Below are 23,943 nucleotides of genomic sequence, written 5' to 3'. Positions count from 1 at the left end.
CTGCGCCTGTTTAATTAGCGTTCTTACACAAGGCACAGCAGACAAACTTGGGCCGCACGCTCATTAAGATAGCAAATAATAAATTATTTGTTACATGAATCAGTTAAATATGTGAAGCACAGCGGTTAAATCATATCTTCTAATGAGAACTAATCGGTTGCAAAAAGGAATAGCACGATGAAAAAAATAGGCGTGGTTCTGAGCGGATGCGGCGTTTACGACGGAACAGAAATCCATGAAGCGGTGATTGCCCTGCTGGCTATCGCCCGTAACGGGGCGCAGGCGGTCTGCTTTGCGCCGGATAAAAACCAGTCTGACGTGATCAATCACCTCACCGGCGAAGCGATGGCAGAAAGCCGCAATGTGTTAATTGAGGCGGCGCGTCTTGTCAGAGGCGATGTGCGGCCGCTGGCGCAGGCGCAGGCGGCGGAACTGGATGCGTTAATCGTGCCCGGTGGTTTTGGCGCAGCAAAAAATCTGAGTAACTTTGCCGCACAGGGTGCCGCGTGCCAGGTTGAGCACGACCTGCAGGCGCTGGCCCGGGAAATGCACCGTACCGGCAAACCGCTGGGTTTTATCTGCATCGCCCCTGCCATGCTGCCAAAAATTTTCGCTATTCCGCTACGTCTTACCATCGGTACCGACATTGATACCGCTGAAGTGCTGGAAGAGATGGGCGCGGAACATGTGCCGTGTCCGGTGGACGATATCGTCGTGGATGAAGAGAACAAAGTGGTCACTACGCCCGCTTACATGCTGGCGGAAAATATTGCCGAGGCGGCCGCAGGCATTGAAAAACTGGTCACGCGCGTGCTGGTTCTGACGGAATGAGAAAAGGGCGTTCCTCGCCGTTTGCATTGCTTCGTCGCATTGTAATACGCACGTTGCTGGCTCTCTCTCTTTTCTGGGGAGGGGGCATTGCCCTGTTCAGCATCGTCCCTGTGCCGTTTTCTGCTGTGATGGCTGAGCGGCAAATCGGTGCCTGGCTAACGGGAGATTTCGGCTATCTGGCTCACTCTGACTGGATGGATATGGATGACATATCGCCTTTTATGGGGCTGGCGGTCATTGCAGCGGAAGATCAGACCTTCCCTCAGCACTGGGGCTTTGACGTTGCCGCGATTGAAAAAGCGCTGAGCCACAATCAGCGCCATCAAACGCGGATCCGCGGCGCATCAACGCTCTCGCAGCAGACGGCGAAAAACCTGTTTCTGTGGGATGGCCGAAGCTGGTTGCGTAAAGGGCTGGAAGCGGGGCTGACGGTGGGGATAGAGACGGTATGGAGTAAAAAACGGATCCTGACGGTATACCTCAACGTAGCTGAGTTTGGCACCGGGATTTTTGGCGTGGAAGCTGCGGCGCAGCATTATTTCCACAAGCCTGCGCGCAAATTAACCATGTCAGAAGCCGCGCTGCTGGCAGCCGTACTGCCTAACCCGATCCGCTTTAAAGTCGACGCGCCCTCCGGCTACGTGCGCAGCCGTCAGGCGTGGATTTTGCGCCAGATGCGCCAGCTGGGCGGTGAAGACTTTATGGCCCGCAACGCGCTGTATTAGACCTGACGCGAGGTAAGCGTAATGGGCATACTACCTTTCTGACTTTCGTCACTGGAACCTAATGCAGCGACCAACGCGGGCTGCTGCATAAAACGCGCCCACAGCCGCGCCTGCTTGCGGTGGCAGAACCAGGCAGACCAGCTGGCCAGCGGAATCAACGTGCTTTCACCCATATTGTCGCAGATTACCGGGACTATTTCCGACTCGCTGATCCGACGGCAGAGAATATTTTGCGGTTTCAGGGTCATGGTAACGATGTGATTATCATGCAGATAACGCTTTAATGTTTTTAATGCTTCGCGCAGCAGGGCAACATCGTGCTCATAGCGGCACCGATCGGCAAATTGTTTCAGCGTTACAGAAGGTTTTCCGTCGAAATCCGTAATGATGTCATAGACATACCCTGTACCCAGGTCGGTCTCAACCGTTCCGTAATACTGTGGAATGCCGCTCCAGTCTTTGAGATAGCGTGAAAGATGTGCGTAGTAGCGCAGCTCACGCTTAATTTCTTTAAGTCCGCTCTGGTCAGCGTTATAGATAATTTTAATGCAGCGTTGAGCATTTTCCGGGTGCGCATAGCACTGGCGGTGCCGTCCGGTTCCCAGCGGAGATTGTTCAGATAAGTAAATCATAAAGCCGTCCTGAAAATATTTGCTCACACGTCATCAGTATGGATGAGAGACTTAAATGAAACCTCAACGGGCAGTTTAAGGTTTTCTTAAGGTTCACTCTGAATGCGAAAAGAGCACGGAATGTACAAATTCCTTACACCACAACAGACTGGTTTTGAATACGGGCAGCCAGATGCCATCAGGATTAATACCGAAAACAGGGCATGTACCAGGGAGGCGGGATATGAAAACAGACGGACATGTTTCCTTCCGGGGGATCAATCCAGTGACTACCGTAAAGTGAATATGATATGTCTTCCCTGACGCTGCTCTTTATGAAGCCCCTGAAGGATAAGCAAACAGAGACGGTATTTCTATGCCTGACCTCAGGAAATATCAGTTGTTTTCAATAAAAGTACGGAAGCGGATAAATAGCTCAGGAGGGTATTTTAAATATGAATTTATTGTTAGCGATGTATATAAAATAGATGGGTAATCTGTCCCCGCGAGGACAGGATATTAATCTTCATCAAACCCCGAATTAAATAGCGCGATAACCGCGGCCAGCGCTTCTACTTCCTGCGGGCCGGTGGCTTCAATTTCGATCTGGCGGCCTTTGGCGGAATCCAGCATCAGCAGCGCAATAACGCTATTGGCCTCCGCTTCAGCGCCTTCATCATTACGCAGCAGGACTTCCGCGTCAAAGCCCTGCATTAGCTCAAAAAGCTTCATGGCCGGGCGGGCGTGCATCCCCAGCTTGTTGGTGACTTCAACAATCTGTTTGACGGTCATTTACGTTTTTCCAGCGTGCGGTGGCGGGACTGAACGTTCTTACCGCGCGAGCGGAAATAATCGGCCAGCTGTTCTGCAATATAGACGGAACGATGTTTACCGCCGGTACAACCAATCGCCACGGTCAGGTAGCTGCGATTGTTGGTTTCCAGCATCGGTAGCCATAATTCCAGATAGCTGCGCGTCTGGTAAATGAAGTTATGCACTTCGGTGTGCCGGTCGAGGAACGCCGCGACAGGTTTATCGAGGCCGGTCATTGGACGCAGTTTCGGATCCCAGTGCGGGTTTGGCAGAAAGCGCACGTCAAATACGTAGTCGGCATCAATCGGGATCCCGTGCTTGAAGCCAAAAGACTCAAACACCATCGTCAGTTCGCGCTCACGTTTGCCGAGCAGCCGCGTACGCAGCATTTCCGCCAGCTCATGTACCGACATCTCTGAGGTGTCGACGATCAGATCGGCGCGCGAACGCAGCGGTTCCAGCAGATCGCTCTCCTGATCGATAGCGCTCTCCAGTGACAGATTTTTGCTGGAAAGAGGGTGCAGACGCCGGGTGTCGCTGTAGCGACGGATCAGCGTGTTGCGGTCGGCATCAAGAAACAAAAGCTGCGGTGAAAACGCATCTGGCAGATTTTGCATCGCCTGCTCAAAAATTTCCGGCGATTCCGGCATATTACGCACGTCAATGCTGACGGCGGCAGACGTTTGACGGTCAACCAGACTTTTCGCCAGTTCAGGCAACAGCACCACGGGCAAGTTATCGACGCAGTAAAAGCCCATATCTTCCAGCGCCCGCAGGGCAACGGATTTTCCCGAGCCTGAGCGACCGCTGACGATCATCAGTACCATGTACCGTTTCTCCTCAGTACAGCGAAGGGCAAAGCAATATCCCTGCTACACATCATCACTATGTTCAGTTTCGGTGATGATCTGATACAACTCTTCATCACTTTGTGCCGCACGTAGACGGCGACAAATCGTTTTATCCGCCAGCCGTTTTGCCACCAGCGAAAGGGTATGCAAATGTGTTTTCGTCTGGTCGGCAGGGACCAGCAGAGCAAACAGCAGATCCACCGGCTGATTATCAATAGCGTCAAAGGCAATCGGCGTTTCGAGTTGCACAAAGACGCCCACCGCACGCAGCGTGTCCTCTTCCAGCTTGCCATGAGGAATGGCGAGGCCGTTACCGATACCGGTACTCCCCATCTTTTCACGGGTGAGGATCGCCTCGAAGACCACCTGTGGCGGCAGGCTAAGCTGCTTTGCTGCCAGCTCACTGATAATTTCCAGCGCGCGTTTTTTGCTCTGGCAATGCACGTTACTGCGGGTACATTCCTGGTTAAGGACAGTGCTTAGTTGTAGAGCTGAATCATTATTTATCATAATTTCACCTAAGCGTCGCCTGACGTAAGACATGACATCAGGCGAGCACCGGGACAATCAGTGTTGTTTCAGTTTATCTTTATGTTTGGTTAGCTGTCGCGCCAGTTTATCAATTAAACCGTCGATAGCCGCGTACATGTCCTGCCCTTCCGCACTGGCATGAATTTCACCCCCGTTAACATGCAGGGTGGCATCCGAAATGTGAGTCACTTTCTCCACTTTTAACACAATGTAGACCTGATTGATGCGGTCAAAATACTGCTCCAGCTTAGCAAATTTCGTGCTGACAAAATCGCGGAGTGCATCAGTAATCTCGACATTGTGTCCAGTGATATTGAGCTGCATAGTGTCTTCCTTATCGGTTGGGTCACACCAGCTGTTTACGCTGGTTAGACGGCGGAATGGATAAAGACTCTCGATACTTCGCAACGGTGCGGCGTGCCACCATAATCCCCTGATCGGACAGCATTGTGGTTAGCTTGCTGTCGCTCAGCGGCTTGGCGGGATTTTCCGCAGCGATTAACTTTTTCACCAGCGCGCGGATCGCCGTGGAGGAGGCTTCGCCACCGCCTTCGGTATTCACATGGCTGGAGAAAAAATATTTCAGTTCAAAAATGCCACGCGGACTGTGCAGATACTTCTGGGTGGTCACGCGGGAAATTGTTGATTCATGCATCTCGACGGCCTGGGCGATATCGGCCAGCACCATCGGTTTCATATATTCTTCACCCTGTTCAAAGAACGCCTGCTGCTGCTCGACGATACAGCGGCTGACGCGCAGCAGGGTATCGTTGCGGCTCTCCAGGCTTTTAATCAGCCATTTTGCTTCCTGAAGATTGCTGCGAATGTACTGGTTATCAGCATCGTTACGCGTGCTGCCGCCCATTGCCGCATAGTGTTGATTGATCTGCAAACGCGGAATGCTGTCGGAATTCAGCTCGACCACCCAGTGACCGCTGACTTTGCGTACCAGCACGTCCGGAATAACATATTCCGGCTCGCCGGTCTGGATCGACTGGCCCGGCCGCGGATCCAGCGACTGAATAAGATTCACCGCTTCTTTCAGCACCTCTTCCTTCAGACGCGTCACGCGCATCAGAGTGCGAAAATCATGGTTGGCGAGCAGATCGAGATGATTACTGATGATCAGCTGCGCTTCGGCGATCCAGGGAGTGTTTTTCGCAAACTGGGAGAGCTGGATCAGCAGGCAGTCGCGCAGATCTTTTGCCGCAACGCCCACCGGATCGAACCGCTGCACGCGCTTTAGCACGGCTTCCACTTCGTCCAGCCCGATATCGCCATCGCCCATGCTTTCGAGGATGTCTTCAACGGAGATGGTCAGATAACCGGTCTCATCTACGGCATCGACAATCGAGGTAGCAATGGCGCGATCGGTGTCGGAGAACGGCGTCAGCTCGACCTGCCACATCAGGTAATCCTGAAGTGACTGGGTGGTTTCGCCCTGATAAACGGGCAGCTCGTCATCCTGGTAATCCACGCCGTTACCGGAAGGCGTACCGGCGGTATAGATTTCATCCCAGCTGGCGTCCAGAGGAAGCTCCTCCGGCATATCTTTTTGTTCCAGCGCATCAACGCTGTCCAGCGATTCGTTATCCGGCGATTCTTTGGTATCTATCTCATCGTGAAGATCGGTTTGCTCAAGCAGTGGATTGCTTTCCAGCGCCTGTTGGAGTTCCTGCTGTAATTCCAGCGTCGACAGTTGCAGCAGGCGAATGGCCTGTTGCAGTTGCGGCGTCATGGCAAGCTGTTGACTAAACCTTAATTGCAAACCTTGCTTCATATTCAGAGCGATTTTCTCCCGAGTTGAGATCACTGACGTTTTTACACTCCACTCTTCAGGCCGCGCCATGAAGGATGAAGTGTTTACACCGTATCAGAGTCTGAAGTCTTCCCCAAGATACACGCGCTTAACCTGTTCGTCTTTGAGGATTTCGTCTGGCGTACCGTGGGCAATCAGATGGCCCTGGCTCACAATGTAGGCTCGTTCACACACGGCCAGCGTTTCACGCACGTTGTGATCGGTGATCAGCACGCCGAGGCCGCTGTCGCGCAGATGCTCAATAATACGTTTGATATCAATAACGGAAATCGGGTCAACGCCCGCAAAGGGTTCGTCCAGCAGGATAAACTTAGGATTCGCTGCCAGCGCGCGGGCGATTTCCACGCGGCGACGTTCGCCCCCGGACAGGGCCTGGCCGAGGCTGTCACGCAGATGCTCGATGTGGAATTCTTCCATCAGCTCGTTCGCACGGTCTTCCCGCTGTTCTGAGGTCAGATCGTCACGGATTTGCAGGACGGCCATCAGGTTGTCAAACACGCTGAGGCGACGAAAAATGGAGGCTTCCTGAGGCAGGTAACCGATGCCGCGACGCGCACGGGCATGAAGCGGCAGCAGGCTGATGTCTTCATCGTCGATAATGATATTGCCCGCATCGCGTGAGACGATGCCCACGACCATATAGAACGTAGTGGTTTTGCCCGCACCGTTAGGGCCAAGTAATCCGACAATCTCGCCAGATTGGACGGTGAGACTAACGTCTTCCACCACCCGACGGCCTTTATAGGCCTTCGCAAGGTTCTTTGCAGTTAATGTTGCCATATTGGATTAGTTACTCTTTTTCTGAGCCGGGGCCTGATTGTTGCTTTTATCTTGCAGTTGCGACGGTACCAGAACGGTGGTGACGCGTTTGCCTTTTTCGCTGAACGCCTGCATTTTCTGCTCTTTCACCAGATAGGTGATTTTGTCGCCTTTGATATTGCTGTCGACCTGCTCAAGGAACGCGTTGCCGGTGAGAACCACGAAATCATTTTGCAGCTCGTAGTGCATCTGCGACGCGCGGCCTTTAACCGGTTTGCCGTTGTCCTGCATCTGGTAGAAGGTGGCCGGATTACCATAGCCGTCGATCACTTCTTTGCCTTTCTCGCCGCCAGGACGGGTAACGACCACTTTTTCGGCATTAAGCTTGATCGTCCCCTGAGTAACGATAACGTTACCGGTGAAGGTCACCACATTGCCCTGCATATCCAGCGACTGCTGATCGGACTCAATATGAATAGGCTGATCGGTATCGCCCGTTTTCGCCAGCGTGGGCAGGCTGGCGGCCAGAAGCGTACTGGCCAGTACAAGCTTAAGGCTGAGTTTGTGTGTTTTGAATTTCATATGAGGTTCTAACCTTTTCAATCAGCTCGGCGGTTTTGTTGCGTAAATTTCCGCGCATTTTCAGGCCGCTGGAATTAAATGTCGTACCGTATAACGTCACTAAATCATCAGAGGTCACATCCTGCGTGATCAGGTTGATTTTGGCGTTATCCGTCGTAATTTTGCGCAGTTGAGCGTCCGGTGTCAGGGCGTTGACCTCAACGTGGCCGTAAAGATACAGCATCCGGTCATTCGTCAGCTTTGCTTTATCCGCTTTAATTGACCAGGTTTCGGTTTTAGTCGTGTCATACGTCGTCAGCAACGGCTGCGTAAACCAGGTAATTGCCTGGTCGGAAAAATACTCAACGTGCTGCGCGATGAGATGATAATTGAGCGCGCCTTCCGGGCTGTACACCACGGTATCAGTATGCTCACTCCGGTAGGTTGGGTCATTTGACGACACCACGCTTTCTCCGGTGTCATCTTTGCTCACCAGATTCACGCCGATTAAAATCAGTGCGATCAGCGACAGCAGAATGATAACCCAACGTCTGGTTTTACTCATATCGATTGCCCTTTGGCTTCATCAAGCTTGCCCTGCGCCAATAGTAACAAATCGCAGACCTCACGTACCGCTCCGCGTCCACCGTTAATGCGCGTGATATAATCCGCCCGCGGCAGCAACAACGGGTGGGCATCCGCCACGGCAACGCTCAGCCCAATTTCAGCCATTACTGGCCAGTCGATAAGATCGTCACCGACATAGGCGACCTGCTCCGGCGACAGCGCCAGTTTTTCCAGCAGTTCGCGATAGGCCAGCAGTTTATCCGACTGCCCCTGATAAAGATGCGTAATGCCAAGCGTGGCGCAACGGTCTTCTACCAGTTTAGCTTTTCGCCCGGTAATAATGGCAACATTGATACCGGAGGTGAGGGCGCAGCGAATGCCGTAGCCGTCGCGCACGTTAAACGCCTTTAACTCTTCGCCATTATTGCCCATATAAATGAGCCCGTCGGAAAGCACGCCATCCACATCAAGGATCAGCAGGCGGATTTTTTTTGCCTGCTCCAGCATCTGTGAACTCACCGGCCCATAGCAGGTTGCCACAGAGGCACCAGCATTACTCATTCTTTTATCCTTTCTTACACTACGCCTGCGCGCAGCAGATCATGCATATGTATCACACCCAGCAACTGCTCGCCATCGGCAACCATGACGCAGGTGATGTGCCGTGACTGCATCAGGTTCAGCGCATCCACCGCCAGCGTGCCAGGACGAATACGGATACCGCCCGGCGTCATCACGTCAGTAATGTTCAGGCTACGTAAGTCTGCGCCGGTATCAAAAATGCGGCGCAGGTCGCCATCGGTAAAGATGCCTTCGATTTTCATATCATCGCCGCAAATGACCGTCATGCCGAGGTTTTTACGCGTAATCTCCAGCAACGCATCGCGCAGGGAGGCGGATTTCGCCACGCGCGGGATCTCATTGCCGGTGTGCATTATGTCGTTCACCCGTAGCAGCAGTTTGCGACCCAGTGCGCCTCCGGGGTGGGAGAGCGCAAAGTCTTCGGCGGTAAAACCACGTGCTTTCAGTAACGCTACGGCCAGCGCATCGCCCATCACCAGCGCGGCGGTCGTGCTGCTTGTCGGTGCGAGGCCCAGCGGACAGGCTTCACGCGGTACTTTGACGCATAAATGGATATCCGCGGCACGGCCCATGCTGCTTTCCGGGCGGCTGGTCATGCAGATTAACGGCACGCGCAGGCGCTTGAGCACCGGGATCAGCGCCAGGATCTCGTTCGACTCGCCGGAGTTTGACAGGGCAATGACGATATCCTGTGGCGTCACCATGCCTAAATCACCGTGAGCCGCTTCTCCTGGATGAACAAAGAATGAGGAGGTGCCGGTGCTGGCGAACGTTGCCGCCATCTTCCTGCCGATGTGGCCGGATTTACCCATGCCCATCACCACGACTTTGCCCGTACAGTGAAAAATGCTTTCGCAGGCCCGACTGAAATCCTGATTAATGAAGCGATCAAGTTCGGTCAGGGCTTCGCGTTCAATCTCCAGCACCTCTTTACCGGCTTGCTGAAAGTCAAACTCCGGCGGTAACGCTAATTGCGACATAGTACGTGTCCGTTTTAATCCATAAAAATCGGCGGCGGCCATACAGCAAGCTGACCATGGAGTAAAATCCGCCCGTTAAAAGGCTCTGCCTGTCTGTCATTTTCCCGGCAGACGGGCGATTTTAACAATGAATAGCGGAATACAGCCAGCCCCGACATGAAAATGCCGTCTATTCTGAAGGGATTGCTGCCATCATTTACCGTCTTTGTCCGCAAACATACTATTAACAGTAGCGGCAATTTGTGTCGCAGGATATCAGAATGCACGGTAAATAGGTGGAGTAACGCCCTGACAACGGAGCGGTTAATGACCAGGAGTAAACCGATTCTTAACCGCGGTGATGTGAAAAGCATCTTATCGGCTTTCTTCAGGTATAATCCCCGGCTTGCTGCATCGAACGGAAGCAGCATGGAAAGATGGAAAGGTTTAGCGGTTTTGACGTTATGTGCCGTCAATGTAAAACGCATATCAGCTTTCACTCCTTCAGCAGTTAAGATTCTGTAAAAATGCTGGGGTTGCGGTTTTATTAAGCTTCATGCTTCCTTCGGGGAGTCTAATGAAAGGAACAATCGATGAGTCAGACTATGGCGAATCTGGTCGACATCAAGGGCGTGAGCTTTTCTCGTAGCAACCGCCTGATTTTCGACAATATCTCGCTGTCGGTGCCTCGCGGGAAGATCACTGCGATCATGGGACCGTCAGGGATCGGCAAGACGACGCTGCTACGGCTGATCGGCGGCCAGATCCCCCCTGATTCCGGGGAGATCCTCTTTGACGGCGAAAATGTGCCGGATATGTCTCGTTCGCGTCTTTATACCGTGCGCAAGCGCATGAGTATGCTGTTTCAGTCCGGCGCACTGTTTACTGACATGAACGTATTCGATAATGTCGCCTATCCGCTACGCGAACATACGCATTTGCCTGCCTCCCTGCTGAAAAGTACGGTGATGATGAAACTTGAGGCAGTAGGATTACGCGGAGCGGCTAAACTGATGCCATCAGAACTGTCGGGCGGTATGGCGCGCCGTGCGGCGCTGGCCCGTGCGATTGCGCTGGAGCCAGACCTGATCATGTTCGATGAGCCTTTTGTCGGCCAGGATCCTATTACCATGGGCGTACTGGTAAAATTGATATCTGAATTGAATAGCGCGCTTGGCATTACCTGTATCGTCGTTTCACACGATGTGCCGGAAGTGTTGAGCATTGCTGATGATGCCTGGATCGTGGCGGATAAAAAGATTGTTGCTCACGGTAGCCCACAGGCGCTACAGGATAACGCTGACCCCAGAGTGCGACAATTTCTGGACGGGATAGCCGATGGCCCGGTGCCGTTCCGCTATCCCGCAGGCGACTATCACCACGATTTACTCGGCACAGGGAGTTAAGCTGCTCATGCTGTTAAACGCACTGGCTGCGCTCGGACATCGCGGTATCAAGACGATATCCACCTTCGGGCGCGCCGGGTTAATGTTATTTAATGCTCTGGTTGGCAAGCCAGAGTTCCGCAAACATGCGCCGTTGTTGGTGCGCCAGCTTTATAACGTTGGCGTGCTGTCGATGGTGATTATTCTGGTGTCAGGTGTTTTTATCGGTATGGTGCTGGGGCTTCAGGGATATCTGGTGCTCACCACCTACGGCGCGGAAACCAGCCTTGGGATGCTGGTGGCGCTGTCGCTGCTGCGCGAACTGGGGCCGGTCGTCGCTGCGTTGCTGTTTGCCGGTCGCGCCGGATCTGCGCTGACGGCGGAAATTGGCCTGATGCGCGCCACTGAACAGCTCTCCAGTCTGGAGATGATGGCGGTCGATCCGCTGCGCCGGGTGATCTCGCCGCGCTTCTGGGCTGGAGTGATCTCGCTGCCGCTGCTGACCATTATTTTTGTCGCGGTGGGCATCTGGGGCGGATCGCTGGTCGGGGTAAGCTGGAAGGGCATTGACGCCGGGTTTTTCTGGTCAGCAATGCATGACGCCGTCGACCTGCGTCTCGATCTGATCAACTGCCTGATTAAAAGCGTCGTGTTCGCTATCACGGTTACATGGATTGCGTTATTTAACGGTTACGACGCCATCCCCACTTCCGCCGGGATAAGCCGGGCAACGACGCGTACTGTTGTTCATGCTTCGCTGGCCGTTCTTGGTCTGGATTTTGTGCTGACTGCACTGATGTTTGGGAATTGAGTTCATGCAAACGAAAAAGAGTGAAATCTGGGTTGGTATCTTTTTGCTGGTTGCGCTGCTGGCGGGGCTGTTTATTTGCCTGAAAGCGGCGAACGTCACCTCGCTGCGCACCGAGCCCACGTATCGCGTCTTCGCTACCTTCGATAACATCGGTGGTCTGAAAGCCAGTTCGCCGGTACGTATTGGCGGCGTAGTCATTGGCCGTGTGGCGGACATCACCCTCGATCCAAAAACGTATCTGCCGCGCGTCGCGCTGGATATCGAAGATCGTTACAACGAGATCCCGGATACCAGCTCGCTGGCTATCCGCACTTCCGGCCTGTTGGGGGAACAGTACCTGGCGCTGAACGTGGGTTTTGAAGACCCGGAGCTGGGAACGTCTATGCTTAAAGAAGGCAGCACGATTCAGGATACGAAGTCCGCGATGGTGCTGGAAGATCTGATCGGACAATTTCTTTACAACAGTAAAGGCAGCGACAATCAGAATACCCCCGATGCACCGGCAGCAGCTGACGGCCATACTGATGCCGCTACCCCCGCAGGTACGACGAATTAATTTCAGGAGAAACACGATATGTTCAAACGTTTACTCATGGTCGCAATGCTGGTAATTGCACCTCTGACGGCCGCTACCGCCGCCGATCAGTCTAATCCTTATAAGCTGATGGACCAGGCCGCGAAGAAAACTTTTGACCGCCTGAAAAATGAGCAGCCTAAAATCCGCTCGAACCCGGATTACCTGCGCGATGTCGTCGATCAGGAACTGCTGCCTTATGTGCAGGTAAAATATGCCGGTGCGCTGGTGCTGGGCCGCTATTACAAAGACGCGACGCCTGCGCAGCGTGAGGCTTATTTTGCCGCGTTCCGTGAATACCTGAAACAGGCTTACGGTCAGGCGCTGGCGATGTATCACGGCCAGTCTTATCAGATCGCGCCGGAAAAGCCGCTGGGCGATGCGACAATCGTGCCTATCCGCGTGACCATCGTCGATCCGAATGGCCGTCCGCCGGTACGTCTGGATTTCCAGTGGCGTAAAAACTCCCAGACCGGTAACTGGCAGGCGTATGACATGATTGCTGAAGGTGTGAGCATGATTACCACCAAACAGAATGAATGGAGCGATCTGCTGCGCACCAAAGGTATTGATGGTCTGACTGCCCAGCTTCAGTCGATTTCTCGCCAGAAAATTACCCTGGATGAGAAGAAATAATGACGCAGGTACTCAGCTGGACACGGGAAGGTGACAGGCTGGCGTTAGCGGGTGAACTGGATCAGGACGTGCTTAATCCGTTATGGGAAGCGCGCGAGGAGGCGATGCGGGGCGTTACGCGCATCGACCTGAGCCAGATTTCCCGCGTCGATACCGGTGGACTTGCGCTACTCATCCACCTGGTTGCTCTGGCAAAACATCAGGGCAACACCGTTTCACTCGACGGCGTTAACGAGAAGGTTTACACCCTGGCACAGCTTTATAATCTGCCAGCCGATGTTCTTCCTCGTTAGCATTATCAGTCCGTTAAATCCGATAGCCTCGCCAGTTTTACTCGCGAGGCTTTTTGCTATTTAAGACAGCGCCACTTTGCTCTAAGATGTTGGGCTGTTTTACTACCAGATGATACTAGAGCCCATGGAAAATCATGAAATTCAGACCGTGCTGATGAACGCACTCTCTCTTACAGAAGTCCACGTTTCCGGCGATGGCAGCCACTTTCAGGTGATTGCTGTGGGCGAGCTTTTTGACGGCATGAGCCGGGTTAAGAAGCAACAGACGATTTACGCGCCGCTGATGGAATATATTGCGGATAACCGTATCCATGCGCTGTCGATCAAAGCGTATACGCCGCAGGAATGGGCGCGCGATCGTAAACTAAACGGTTTTTAAGCTATGGGCGAGTAGGCCGGGTAAGTGCAGCGCCACCCGGCAAAAAGCATAGCGGTGTTACCAGCCTTATCAACGAATTTAAAAGAGACACGATTAATGGATAAATTTCGAGTTCAGGGGCCTACCCGGCTTCAGGGCGAGGTCACCATTTCCGGTGCCAAAAACGCGGCGCTGCCGATCCTTTTTGCCGCATTGCTGGCGGAAGATCCGGTTGAGATCCAGAACGTACCGAAGCTGAAAGACGTCGACACCTCAATGAAGCTGCTCAGCCAGCTGGGAGCTAAAGTGGAGCGTAACGGCTCCGTGCATATTGATGCAGGTGACGTCAATGTATTCTGTGCACCGTACGATCTGGTGAAAACCATGCGCGCTTCCATCTGGGCGCTGGGGCCGCTGGTGGCGCGTTTTGGTCAGGGTCAGGTTTCTTTGCCAGGCGGCTGTACCATCGGGGCACGTCCGGTCGATTTGCACATTACCGGCCTGGAGCAGCTGGGCGCAACCATCAAACTGGAAGAAGGCTATGTGAAGGCTTCCGTTGAGGGTCGTCTGCAAGGCGCGCACATTGTTATGGACAAAGTGAGCGTCGGCGCGACCGTGACCATTATGTCGGCGGCTACCCTGGCAGAAGGCACGACGGTAATTGAAAACGCTGCGCGCGAGCCGGAAATTGTTGATACCGCTAATTTCCTCAACACCCTGGGCGCGAAAATTACGGGCCAGGGCACCGATCGGATCACCATCGAAGGCGTCGCTCGTCTCGGTGGCGGCGTGTACCGCGTTCTCCCGGACCGTATCGAAACCGGGACGTTCCTGGTGGCGGCGGCGATTTCCGGCGGCAAAATTGTTTGCCGCGGCGCGCAACCAGCAACGCTGGATGCAGTGCTGGCGAAACTGCGTGAAGCAGGTGCGGACATCAAAACCGGTGAAGACTGGATTAGCCTGGACATGCACGGTCAGCGCCCGAAGGGTGTTAACGTGCGTACCGCGCCTCATCCGGGTTTCCCGACTGATATGCAGGCACAGTTTACGCTGCTGAACCTGGTGGCCGAAGGTACGGGGGTGATCACCGAAACGGTCTTCGAAAACCGCTTCATGCACATTCCGGAACTGATTCGTATGGGCGCGCGGGCGGAAATCGAGAGTAATACCGCTATTTGTCATGGCGTGGCGCAGCTTTCCGGTGCGCAGGTGATGGCAACCGATCTTCGCGCGTCAGCAAGTCTGGTACTGGCAGGTTGTATTGCTGAAGGCACAACGGTTGTCGATCGTATTTATCATATCGATCGTGGCTATGAGTGCATTGAAGACAAACTGCGCGCGCTGGGCGCGAAGATTGAACGAGTGAAGGGCGAGTAGTTCGCACTATCCTGCGCAGCCCCTGTGGGGGCTGCGGCAAGATTACTTTTTGCGCCTTGGTCGACGCATCAGGGTGGTTCTGTCGATAAATGCGTGCGTAACGGGATCGTGATAGCGGGAAGGCCATACTACCCACGGCTCTGTGCCCAAAGCTTTAGCAATAAGCAACTCTCCCTTCGGCCATGGCCTCGCCAGCGTATTGGCAAGCGTGGAAGAACTTAACCCATTTTCGCGCGATACCGCCGCCATTGATGTCCCTTTTTTGTGCAGTCCGGCGATGATGTCTGCCGGATGCCAGTCAATGAACTTCTCCATAATATCTCCCTGTAAATGCCGTCTGAGCATCAACACGATCAGCGACAGGGCTACTATAACTTCAGGTAAGATAAAGTTCTAAAAAGTTCGAGTAAACAATGTTTAATTCAGAATATATTTAGATTTCTGGCGGGTATTAGGGGTTTTAAGTGTTTATTGGAATTTTCCCGCGCTTCTGCGCGGGAGAGATTAATGGTCGCGTTGAACAGCCATGTGCGCCAGGGCAATAAGCGCTTCACGCCATGGATTGTCAGGAATAACGTGGAGAGCGGTAATCGCCTTATCCGCTTCTTCTTCCGCACGCTGCCGGGTCCACTTCAGCGATCCACAGGCCGCCATGGTTTCCAGCACTGGCTCAAGTAGATGACGACCGTTGCCCTGTTCGATGGCGGAACGGATCATCGCTGCCTGCTCGGCATTACCATGTTGCATGGCGTGCAGAAGCGGTAGGGTAGGTTTACCTTCGTTGAGATCGTCGCCAACGTTTTTCCCCAGCGTCTCGCCATCCGCGCTGTAATCCAGCAGATCGTCAATCAACTGGAAGGCCGTTCCGAGATAGCGGCCATAGTCCTGCAATGCACGCTCTTCTTCCGGCGTGCAACCTGCCAGAATACCGGAGCATTGCGATGCCGCTTCGAACAGGCGGGCGGTTTTGCTGTATATCACACGCATGTAATTTTCTTCGGTGATGTCCGGATCGTTGACGTTCATTAATTGCAGCACTTCACCTTCAGCGATAACGTTAACCGCTTCGGACATGATATCCAGCACTTTGAGAGAGCCGAGGCGGGTCATCATCTGGAAGGCGCGGGTATAGATAAAATCACCGACCAGGACGCTGGCAGCGTTACCAAACGCGGCATTGGCCGTCGCTTTGCCCCGGCGCATGTCGGATTCATCCACCACATCATCATGAAGCAGGGTCGCGGTGTGGATAAACTCGATTAATGCCGCGACCGTGATGTGGGCATTGCCCTGATAGCCCACGGCTCGTGCGGCCAGGACAGCAATCATCGGACGGATGCGTTTTCCACCGCCGCTGACGATGTAATGTCCCAACTGGTTAATCAGCAGTACATCTGAGGTGAGCTGCTCAAGAATGGTCGCATTGACACCCGCCATATCCTGCGCGGTTAACTCATTGATTTTAACTAAATTCATCGCAAAAGCCGGGCTTAATGTCCTGTTTACCACATGTCAAAATGGGATAACAAAGGTTTAATGATGGAATAGTAGTGTGGATTGTACTGTAAAAATGCGCCAGATAAAGGTTGTAGTGATTGTTGTGTTTTTTTTCTGCATGGAGTGATGATCGTACTTGTCAAAGGCTCGCGTTTTGCGTAATATTCGCGCCCTATTGTGAATATTTATAGCGCACTCTGCATCACACAAAGATGTGCGCGAAAGCGGAGTTTTTTATGTACGCGGTTTTCCAAAGTGGTGGTAAACAACACCGAGTAAGCGAAGGTCAAACCATTCGCCTGGAAAAGCTGGACATCGCAACTGGCGAAGCTGTTGAGTTCGCTGAAGTTCTGATGATCGCAAACGGTGAAGATGTCAAAATCGGCGTTCCTTTCGTTGATGGCGGCGTAATCAAAGCTGAAGTTGTTGCTCACGGTCGTGGCGAGAAAGTTAAAATCGTTAAGTTTCGTCGTCGTAAACACTATCGTAAGCAGCAGGGCCATCGTCAGTGGTTCACTGATGTGAAAATTACTGGCATCAGCGCCTAAGACCTGAGGAGAGATTTAAATGGCACATAAAAAGGCTGGCGGCTCGACTCGTAACGGTCGCGATTCAGAAGCTAAACGTCTGGGCGTAAAACGCTTCGGCGGCGAAGCAGTTCTGGCAGGTAGCATCATCGTTCGTCAACGTGGTACTAAATTCCACGCTGGCACCAACGTTGGTTGCGGCCGTGACCACACCCTGTTTGCTAAAGCTGACGGTAAAGTGAAATTCGAAGTTAAAGGCCCGAAAAACCGTAAATACATCAGCATCGTTGCTGAGTAAGTTTCTCGTGGTCCGGTAACGGATTAAAGCCCCGCAACGTGTTGCGGGGCTTTTTACATTCGACGGCCGGTAAATATGCTCGTAAAGCCGCATCGACGGATAACGAGCCATTGCAGGGAAAACGGGCATGAAGCAACAGGCAGGCATTGGTATTGTTCTGGCGCTCACCACAGCCATGTGTTGGGGAGCGTTACCGATAGCAATGAAGCAGGTGCTGGAAGTGATGGAGCCGCCCACCGTGGTGTTCTATCGCTTTTTGATGGCGGCAATAGGGCTGGGCATCATTCTGGCCAGTAAGGGAAGATTGCCTTCGGTGCAGTTATTCCGTAAACCACGCTGGCTGCTACTGCTGATTATCGCGACCTGCGGATTGGCGGGCAATTTCATCCTGTTCAGTTCTTCCCTGCAATATTTAAGTCCGACGGCTTCACAGGTGATCGGCCAGCTTTCTCCCGTCGGCATGATGGTCGCCAGCGTGGTGGTCCTGAAAGAGAAAATGCGCGGCACGCAGGTTTTTGGCGCAATTATGCTGCTAAGCGGACTGGGCATGTTTTTTAATACCAGCCTGGTAGAAATCTTTACCCGCCTGACGGACTACACCTGGGGCGTGATTTTCGGCGTGGCAGCGGCCTCAGTATGGGTCACTTATGGCGTGGCGCAGAAAGTGTTATTACGTCGGCTGGCATCACCGCAGATCCTGCTTTTGTTGTACATTTTGTGTACAATGGTGCTATTGCCGTTGGCGAGGCCTGGAGTGATAACGCAATTAAGCCACTGGCAACTGCTGTGTCTGCTCTTCTGCGGGCTTAACACGCTGGTCGGCTATGGTGCGCTGGCAGAAGCCATGGCGCGCTGGCAGGCGGCACAGGTTAGCGCATTGATTACCCTGACGCCGTTATTTACCCTGTTATTTTCAGATTTATTATCACTGGCCTGGCCCGATTTCTTCGCCAGACCGATGTTAAACCTTTTAGGTTATCTCGGTGCGTTTGTCGTGGTTGCGGGCGCGATGTATTCCGCCATTGGTCATCGTCTATGGGGGCGGTGGCGTAAGCGTGATTATCCCGCTCAGGCGAATGATTTACGGAGAGTAAAATGAAGTTTGTTGATGAAGCATCCATCCTGGTAGTTGCAGGTGACGGCGGCAATGGTTGCGTAAGCTTCCGCCGCGAAAAATATATTCCTAAAGGTGGCCCGGACGGTGGTGACGGCGGTGACGGTGGCGATGTCTGGCTGGAAGCGGACGAAAACCTTAACACGCTGATTGACTATCGTTTTGAAAAGTCTTTTCGCGCTGAGCGTGGCGAGAATGGTCAGAGCCGCGACTGTACCGGTAAACGAGGCAAAGACGTCTCGATTAAAGTGCCGGTTGGTACGCGCGTTATCGATCAGGGCACCGGCGAGACGATGGGCGACATGACCCAACATGGTCAGCGTCTGATGGTCGCCAAAGGCGGCTGGCACGGTCTCGGTAATACCCGTTTTAAATCCTCGGTCAACCGTACGCCACGTCAGAAAACGATGGGGACACCGGGCGACAAGCGTGATTTGCAGCTCGAATTGATGCTGCTGGCGGATGTGGGCATGCTGGGTATGCCGAACGCCGGTAAATCGACCTTCATCCGCGCGGTATCCGCAGCGAAGCCGAAAGTCGCAGACTATCCGTTTACCACGCTGGTACCGAGCCTTGGTGTGGTCCGAATGGATACTGAAAAAAGCTTCGTGGTGGCTGACATTCCAGGGCTTATTGAAGGCGCAGCGGAAGGTGCCGGTCTGGGTATTCGCTTCCTGAAGCATCTTGAGCGTTGCCGCGTATTGCTGCACCTCATTGATATCGATCCGATTGACGGTTCCGATCCGGTAGAGAATGCCCGCATCATTATCGGCGAGCTGGAGAAATACAGCGAGAGCCTGGCCTCTAAACCGCGCTGGCTGGTATTTAACAAAATTGACCTGATGGATAAAGCGGAAGCCGAAGAGAAAGCGAAAGCAATCGCCGAGGCGCTGGGCTGGGATGATAAATTCTATCTTATTTCTGCTGCCAGCCAGACCGGCGTAAAAGATCTCTGCTGGGATGTAATGACCTTTATCATCGAAAATCCAGTTACACAGGCGCAGGAAGAGAAGCAGCCGGAAAAAGTCGAGTTCATGTGGGATGACTACCACCGCCAGCAGCTTGAAGAAGCCGCTGTTGAGGACGATGACGAAGAGTGGGATGACGACTGGGACGAAGACGACGAAGAAGGCGTTGAGTTCATTTATAAGCGTTAATTATTAATGCTTTAAACCCTTCCTGTAAATCTGCTTATGGGAAGGGCAGTTAAATAGCTTATAATTCTCAGCTGCTGGTAGTAATAAAAATAGCGTCACTTTATTGAGGTGTATTTTATAAATCATTCACGTAATGCATTGGATTTGATTAATTATTATTGATTTGAATAAATACAAGAGTGACATAACCGCTATTTATTAATAAAATCCTAAAAAATTTTTTCATAGTATGATACGTTGATATTTAGCAGTAAAATTTCTTTCTTGTCCAGACGTAAGCAATACGTCGGATATTTTTAAGGAAGAAAGAATAATGTCTTTTTATTTACTCAGTTTCTCTTTTCTCTGTCTGGTATTGTCTGTTATCGTGTTACGTTACAAGGCTAAACGGACTATTGTTTTATTATGCTTGTTTTTTTAGCAGCTGCTTTGACCGTTCTCTTAAATTCGTTTTGGATCGTATGTCAGCGATTCACAGGCGACGGCGTTAATCAGTCAGTACTTTATACATTAGGTAACTCACTGGAAGGTGCTGATTTCAGTGACTTTGTTATGCCCATAACGCTGGCAGTCATTGGTAGTGGGGCTGTTTTTGTTCTGCTTTACTTTCTGCTTTGTTACAAGCTTCCGATACGAAAACGACATAGTCTGTACTCTCTGCTTGCCTGTTTACTCGTTGTGATTTCCGTGCTCACCTCGCCAACTATTCCACAGATCAGTGGTAGCACCCTGTCATTAAAAAAGATAGATGGTTCTGATTTCAACAAATTCTATGTTAAACAAGAGTCCATTATTGATAATCCTAAATATAATTTAGTGTATATATATGGGGAGAGTCTGGAAAGAACATACTTTGATGAAACGATTTTCCCTAATTTGCTTCCCGATTTAAATGCTATAAGAAAAAGTAGTCTGGATTATTCAAATACACAACAAATGCCTGCCACAGATTTTACGATTGCTGGAATTGTCGCTTCTCAATGCGGTATACCATTATTTAAACCTACGGCTTTTAGCGATACCAATGTGGTGAGTAGCTTTTATCCAACGGCTATTTGCCTTGGAGATATTTTAAAAAAATCGGGTTATGAAAACTGGTTTTATCAGGGGGCAAACCTACGTTTCGCAGATAAAGATGCATTTTTCAGAACGCATGGAATTAGTCACACTTGGGGACTAGCTGAGTCTGGTATGCAGGATGATTTCTCAATTCAAAACAATTGGGGCCTCTATGATAATATCGTATTGGATAAAGCCTGGGATAAATATAAAGAGCTGGCGGCTTCTGGTAAACGTTTTGCGCTCTTTACTCTAACTCTCGATACGCATCCGCCAAAAGGTTATATTTCTCCTGGTTGTAAAAAAAGTGACTATCGCATGGGTGGCAATAAAGTAGATGCGCTTAGCGCAGTGCTCTGTAGCCAGGAGGATATTGCACGTTTTGTTAACAGGATTCAGTCATCGCCCTGGGCGAAAAACACCATCATCGTAGTTTCCTCCGATCATCTGGCCATGCCTAATATGGCTGTCTCGGTTGATTATTTGAATAAGCATAACCGTCGCGATCTTTTCTTCATTTTGGGTGATGGTATAAAACCAGCTATTCAAAACCAAGGGCGAAGCCCGCTTGATAATGGTGCCACCGTTCTGGAAGTATTGGGGGGGGCACGCGCGATTGGTTTAGGGCGAAGTTCATTAAGTGAAAAGTCACTCTTTGAAACTATTAACGATTTCCAGAGTAAACTTTACGCATGGGGTGACAGTATTCGTGCTCTGTGGGGGAACCCTGAACATATCGATCATTTTGTTGTTGATATTAGCAAGAAAAAATTCTCCTTTGACGGCTTTTCTTACAATTTACCGGTAGTGTTCGAAATTAAGCCGAATCAAGTTTTTCCTGTCGTTGATGATGAAGGTAAAAAAAGTTCACTACGTACAGCATTGGCGTATTTACCTGAGGGGGCACAATTCCTGTGGGTTGATAAGTGTTTCCTTGCTGGCAATATCTGGAAATCCAGTCTTGCGCTTTCTACAGACTGGTGTGTTACTCAGGGTCGGACAGGTGGTAATGTCAGCGTCGAGAAAATCGATAGTGAGATATATAAAGGAATCGTTACTACCGATCGTCAACCTACGAGCACGGCACGTTACCGTAGGGAGCAAATGCAACTGCAAGTTGCGCCAGAAGATATTAGATACACATCTGACTCATTTAAACTTGCACTTGAAGGGCAACCTCACTTTATTGAAAATATGATGGGATTAAGCAGGCAGGAGCCATGGGGGCGCTGGTCAGATGGATTAATGGCACCTTCGGTCCTGTTGCTTTATAGATATCCATTCCCCCAGGAATTTGATGTGATGATTGAAGCTAAAGCGTTTGGTAATAATGTGAACAAACCAATCGCAGTAAAAATTGGCGAGCAGACACGCTATGCGAGTTTTGGCAGCGAACCTACAAAAGTTACACTTCATTTTACCGGTGATATGTATACACGCTTAATGACTATTACTCCGCCAGAACCGCAATTAAGTCGTGAGGGAAGCATACTGGGATCGTCTAGCGTTTCTCCTGTCCGTAAGTTAGGGGTAGGACTTATAGAGATAAAAATTGTACCAGTGCTGTAAAAATCGCTAAAAAAATGAAGATTGCCGGGAGCCAACATATTTATCCTTAATCAATGTGCTGGCGTCCCGGTTGCATGCCTTCAATAACATGCTGATAATCAGTTATTCTGGTAAATATCCTTATACAACCGACTTTCAAACCGTACCAGCGGGATGCGACGATTGCGCTGATCCGACGGTTCTACCGCGTAACCTGAAAGATATTGCACAAATGCCATACGTTGTCCGCTGGCCGTGGTAATAAAGCCTGCCAGGTTATACACCCCCTGCAACGATCCCGTTTTTGCCGAGACCTTACCGTCGACGCCTGCCTGATGCAGACCGGCACGATACTGGAGCGATCCGTCATAGCCTGCCAGCGGGAGCATCGAAATATAATTCAGCTCGGTGTCGTGCTGGGCGATGTATTGCAGAACCTGGATCATGGTGGCAGGGGCAAGCAGGTTATGACGTGACAGTCCGGATCCGTCGGCGATGATCGTGTTGCCAATATCGACGCCCACCTGCTGACGCAGGATCTGCCTTACCGCGTCGGATCCTGCACGCCACGTGCCTGGCACATTGAAGCGCGAATGACCGATCATGCGGAATACCGTATCCGCAATCATATTGTCCGATTTTTTCAGCATAATCTTAAGCAGGTCATGCAGCGGGGCCGACTGTTTACTGGCAATTACCGTACCCGGTTCATTGACCTGAGTCTGGCGAAGCAAATTCCCGCTATAGGTGATCCCGGCCTGTTTTAGTTCGTCTCTGAGGATGGCTCCGGCATAACTTGCGCCGTCCTGAATCGCGAACGCCAGCGGTAACGGCTCGGCACGCTGCGGCAGACAGCCGGTCAGCGTGAAGCGGTTTAACTCACCGGGCACGACATCCAGCTCACAATACTGCGCGTCAGCGGAGCCTCGCGCCAGGGTGCGCACCTGACTGAACATGGTTACCGGATAGAACGAGGCGACGCGAATAAACGCCATATCACCCGCTTTTTGACCGCTGTAAAGTGACACGGAGAAGCAGTTCCGATCGACGATGGCGGCGGCGGGTGGCGCGCTAAAGCACTGGGTCATATCGTTCCACGGCCAGCCTGGCGCTTTATCATGGCTGGCGAAAATTGAGGTGTCGATCAGGACGTTGCCCTCAATTTTCTGCACGCCTGACTTTTTCAGAACAGCGACCATATTGCGCAGATCCTGACGTTTTAAGGTAGGATCTGCACCGAAACGGGCAATCAGGTCACCTTTCAATACGCCGTTATCTACGTTACCCTTACTTTCAAGCGTAGTGGTAAAGCGGAAGTCTGGTCCAAGCTGTAACAGGGCTGCCAGCGCCGTAATGACTTTCTGGGTACTGGCCGGTAACGCCATCTGTTGCCCGTGGTAGTCAATCTCTGGCGTCGAGGCGCCGACTTTTTGTACCATAAGCGCCAGGTTAGCACCTGCCGGGAGCTGGTTTACATACTCCTCGACATTCGCCGCCTGTACGCAGAACGCTATACTGGTAGTCAATCCGATGATAAATCTGGAAAATCGCATAATCTCGCGCTAACAACCTGGAAACAAGCCGTCATACTACGGTGCAACACCCTGCAAAGTAAACGATGACCCATAGTGAACTTCAGGGTAAAATGACTATCAAATTGAAAAATTGCTGCTGACCTGGAACTTTGTTTCCGGGTCAGT

General features: G+C 51.8%; 29 protein-coding genes. 14 read left to right on the top strand and 15 right to left on the bottom strand.

All coding sequences use genetic code 11. The annotated features are described in order from the left end of the window. The first annotated feature begins 177 nt into the window (after positions 1–177). Together elbB and mtgA are read left to right on the top strand one after the other, a co-directional pair. Positions 178–831 (top strand): isoprenoid biosynthesis glyoxalase ElbB, encoded by a 654-nt coding sequence (gene elbB / locus P0H77_RS20290; protein ID WP_276158992.1) that lies wholly within the window; start codon positions 178–180, stop codon positions 829–831. Next, positions 828–1,556, top strand: a complete 729-nt coding sequence (gene mtgA, locus P0H77_RS20285) for a monofunctional biosynthetic peptidoglycan transglycosylase (RefSeq protein WP_276158991.1) — start codon at positions 828–830, stop codon at positions 1,554–1,556. The genes elbB and mtgA overlap by 4 nt, the downstream gene beginning before the upstream one ends. Here the strand turns inward: mtgA and yrbL are convergent. From yrbL to P0H77_RS20225, 12 genes are all read right to left on the bottom strand, one after another. After that, complete coding sequence (gene yrbL / locus P0H77_RS20280; protein WP_276158990.1) at positions 1,553–2,188, bottom strand: PhoP regulatory network protein YrbL; 636 nt, start codon at positions 2,186–2,188, stop codon at positions 1,553–1,555. The two genes, mtgA and yrbL, sit on opposite strands and share 4 nt — an antisense overlap. Positions 2,189–2,686: 498 nt before the next feature. Beyond that, positions 2,687–2,959: a PTS phosphocarrier protein NPr gene (gene npr / locus P0H77_RS20275; RefSeq protein WP_276158989.1), complete on the bottom strand. Its 273-nt coding sequence runs from the start codon at positions 2,957–2,959 to the stop codon at positions 2,687–2,689. Continuing rightward, on the bottom strand, positions 2,956–3,807 hold the full coding sequence (rapZ, locus tag P0H77_RS20270) for an RNase adapter RapZ (RefSeq protein ID WP_103676740.1): 852 nt from the start codon (positions 3,805–3,807) through the stop codon (positions 2,956–2,958). The genes npr and rapZ overlap by 4 nt, the downstream gene beginning before the upstream one ends. A 45-nt stretch (positions 3,808–3,852) precedes the next feature. After that, complete coding sequence (gene ptsN, locus P0H77_RS20265; protein ID WP_176918069.1) at positions 3,853–4,341, bottom strand: PTS IIA-like nitrogen regulatory protein PtsN; 489 nt, start codon at positions 4,339–4,341, stop codon at positions 3,853–3,855. 57 nt (positions 4,342–4,398) lie between these two features. Next, on the bottom strand, positions 4,399–4,686 hold the full coding sequence (gene hpf / locus P0H77_RS20260) for a ribosome hibernation promoting factor (protein ID WP_176918068.1): 288 nt from the start codon (positions 4,684–4,686) through the stop codon (positions 4,399–4,401). 22 nt (positions 4,687–4,708) lie between these two features. Beyond that, positions 4,709–6,142, bottom strand: coding sequence for an RNA polymerase factor sigma-54 (gene rpoN / locus P0H77_RS20255; RefSeq protein ID WP_276158988.1), 1,434 nt, complete (start codon positions 6,140–6,142; stop codon positions 4,709–4,711). Positions 6,143–6,235: 93 nt separating this feature from the next. Continuing rightward, positions 6,236–6,961 (bottom strand): LPS export ABC transporter ATP-binding protein, encoded by a 726-nt coding sequence (lptB, locus tag P0H77_RS20250; RefSeq protein WP_276158987.1) that lies wholly within the window; start codon positions 6,959–6,961, stop codon positions 6,236–6,238. 6 nt (positions 6,962–6,967) lie between these two features. After that, positions 6,968–7,522, bottom strand: coding sequence for a lipopolysaccharide ABC transporter substrate-binding protein LptA (lptA, locus tag P0H77_RS20245; protein WP_276158986.1), 555 nt, complete (start codon positions 7,520–7,522; stop codon positions 6,968–6,970). Continuing rightward, complete coding sequence (gene lptC, locus P0H77_RS20240; RefSeq protein WP_276158985.1) at positions 7,491–8,066, bottom strand: LPS export ABC transporter periplasmic protein LptC; 576 nt, start codon at positions 8,064–8,066, stop codon at positions 7,491–7,493. Before lptC ends, lptA begins: the two co-directional genes overlap by 32 nt. Continuing rightward, on the bottom strand, positions 8,063–8,629 hold the full coding sequence (gene kdsC / locus P0H77_RS20235; protein WP_276158984.1) for a 3-deoxy-manno-octulosonate-8-phosphatase KdsC: 567 nt from the start codon (positions 8,627–8,629) through the stop codon (positions 8,063–8,065). Before kdsC ends, lptC begins: the two co-directional genes overlap by 4 nt. A 14-nt stretch (positions 8,630–8,643) precedes the next feature. Continuing rightward, positions 8,644–9,630 carry an arabinose-5-phosphate isomerase KdsD gene (gene kdsD, locus P0H77_RS20230; RefSeq protein WP_276158983.1) on the bottom strand — a complete coding sequence of 329 codons (987 nt, stop codon included), beginning with the start codon at positions 9,628–9,630 and terminating at the stop codon, positions 8,644–8,646. 14 nt (positions 9,631–9,644) lie between these two features. After that, entirely contained in the window at positions 9,645–10,097 is a 453-nt protein-coding gene (locus P0H77_RS20225; RefSeq protein WP_276158982.1) for a hypothetical protein, read from the bottom strand. Positions 10,098–10,202: 105 nt separating this feature from the next. Here P0H77_RS20225 and mlaF point away from each other — a divergent pair, with 105 nt between their 5' ends. The 7 genes from mlaF (at position 10,203) to murA (ending at position 15,043) form a co-directional block, all read left to right on the top strand. Further along, positions 10,203–11,015 carry a phospholipid ABC transporter ATP-binding protein MlaF gene (mlaF, locus tag P0H77_RS20220; RefSeq protein WP_276158981.1) on the top strand — a complete coding sequence of 271 codons (813 nt, stop codon included), beginning with the start codon at positions 10,203–10,205 and terminating at the stop codon, positions 11,013–11,015. 7 nt (positions 11,016–11,022) lie between these two features. Continuing rightward, positions 11,023–11,805, top strand: coding sequence for a lipid asymmetry maintenance ABC transporter permease subunit MlaE (gene mlaE, locus P0H77_RS20215; RefSeq protein ID WP_176918061.1), 783 nt, complete (start codon positions 11,023–11,025; stop codon positions 11,803–11,805). A gap of 4 nt (positions 11,806–11,809) precedes the next feature. Beyond that, positions 11,810–12,361, top strand: a complete 552-nt coding sequence (mlaD, locus tag P0H77_RS20210; protein ID WP_276158980.1) for an outer membrane lipid asymmetry maintenance protein MlaD — start codon at positions 11,810–11,812, stop codon at positions 12,359–12,361. Positions 12,362–12,379: 18 nt separating this feature from the next. Next, entirely contained in the window at positions 12,380–13,015 is a 636-nt protein-coding gene (gene mlaC / locus P0H77_RS20205; protein ID WP_276158979.1) for a phospholipid-binding protein MlaC, read from the top strand. After that, a complete protein-coding gene (mlaB, locus tag P0H77_RS20200) occupies positions 13,015–13,308 on the top strand; it encodes a lipid asymmetry maintenance protein MlaB (protein ID WP_276158978.1) in 294 nt (97 codons plus the stop codon). The genes mlaC and mlaB overlap by 1 nt, the downstream gene beginning before the upstream one ends. A gap of 124 nt (positions 13,309–13,432) precedes the next feature. Next, positions 13,433–13,687, top strand: a complete 255-nt coding sequence (gene ibaG, locus P0H77_RS20195) for a BolA family iron metabolism protein IbaG (protein WP_103676726.1) — start codon at positions 13,433–13,435, stop codon at positions 13,685–13,687. A 96-nt stretch (positions 13,688–13,783) separates the two neighbouring features. Continuing rightward, positions 13,784–15,043 (top strand): UDP-N-acetylglucosamine 1-carboxyvinyltransferase, encoded by a 1,260-nt coding sequence (gene murA, locus P0H77_RS20190; RefSeq protein ID WP_276158977.1) that lies wholly within the window; start codon positions 13,784–13,786, stop codon positions 15,041–15,043. A gap of 42 nt (positions 15,044–15,085) precedes the next feature. Here murA and sfsB read toward each other — a convergent pair whose 3' ends face one another. Together sfsB and ispB are read right to left on the bottom strand one after the other, a co-directional pair. Further along, the gene (gene sfsB, locus P0H77_RS20185; RefSeq protein WP_276165185.1) at positions 15,086–15,361 is read right to left on the bottom strand and encodes a DNA-binding transcriptional regulator SfsB; all 276 of its coding nucleotides are present in this window, start codon (positions 15,359–15,361) and stop codon (positions 15,086–15,088) included. A gap of 186 nt (positions 15,362–15,547) precedes the next feature. Then, the gene (gene ispB, locus P0H77_RS20180) at positions 15,548–16,519 is read right to left on the bottom strand and encodes an octaprenyl diphosphate synthase (protein ID WP_276158976.1); all 972 of its coding nucleotides are present in this window, start codon (positions 16,517–16,519) and stop codon (positions 15,548–15,550) included. Between the two features lie 257 nt (positions 16,520–16,776). Here ispB and rplU point away from each other — a divergent pair, with 257 nt between their 5' ends. From rplU to opgB, 5 genes are all read left to right on the top strand, one after another. Next, the gene (gene rplU, locus P0H77_RS20175; protein WP_176918055.1) at positions 16,777–17,088 is read left to right on the top strand and encodes a 50S ribosomal protein L21; all 312 of its coding nucleotides are present in this window, start codon (positions 16,777–16,779) and stop codon (positions 17,086–17,088) included. Positions 17,089–17,107: 19 nt separating this feature from the next. Then, positions 17,108–17,365 (top strand): 50S ribosomal protein L27, encoded by a 258-nt coding sequence (gene rpmA, locus P0H77_RS20170; RefSeq protein WP_000940593.1) that lies wholly within the window; start codon positions 17,108–17,110, stop codon positions 17,363–17,365. A gap of 127 nt (positions 17,366–17,492) precedes the next feature. Further along, on the top strand, positions 17,493–18,464 hold the full coding sequence (locus P0H77_RS20165; RefSeq protein ID WP_276158975.1) for a DMT family transporter: 972 nt from the start codon (positions 17,493–17,495) through the stop codon (positions 18,462–18,464). Next, a complete protein-coding gene (cgtA, locus tag P0H77_RS20160) occupies positions 18,461–19,636 on the top strand; it encodes an Obg family GTPase CgtA (RefSeq protein WP_276158974.1) in 1,176 nt (391 codons plus the stop codon). Before P0H77_RS20165 ends, cgtA begins: the two co-directional genes overlap by 4 nt. A gap of 405 nt (positions 19,637–20,041) precedes the next feature. Continuing rightward, positions 20,042–22,264, top strand: a complete 2,223-nt coding sequence (gene opgB / locus P0H77_RS20155; RefSeq protein ID WP_276158973.1) for a phosphatidylglycerol--membrane-oligosaccharide glycerophosphotransferase — start codon at positions 20,042–20,044, stop codon at positions 22,262–22,264. Between the two features lie 98 nt (positions 22,265–22,362). Here opgB and dacB read toward each other — a convergent pair whose 3' ends face one another. Next, on the bottom strand, positions 22,363–23,796 hold the full coding sequence (gene dacB, locus P0H77_RS20150) for a serine-type D-Ala-D-Ala carboxypeptidase (RefSeq protein ID WP_276158972.1): 1,434 nt from the start codon (positions 23,794–23,796) through the stop codon (positions 22,363–22,365). Positions 23,797–23,943: the final 147 nt, after the last annotated feature.

This window comes from Superficieibacter sp. HKU1, assembly GCF_029319185.1.
Lineage (GTDB): Bacteria > Pseudomonadota > Gammaproteobacteria > Enterobacterales > Enterobacteriaceae > Superficieibacter.
This window is presented reverse-complemented; position numbering and strand designations above follow the sequence as displayed.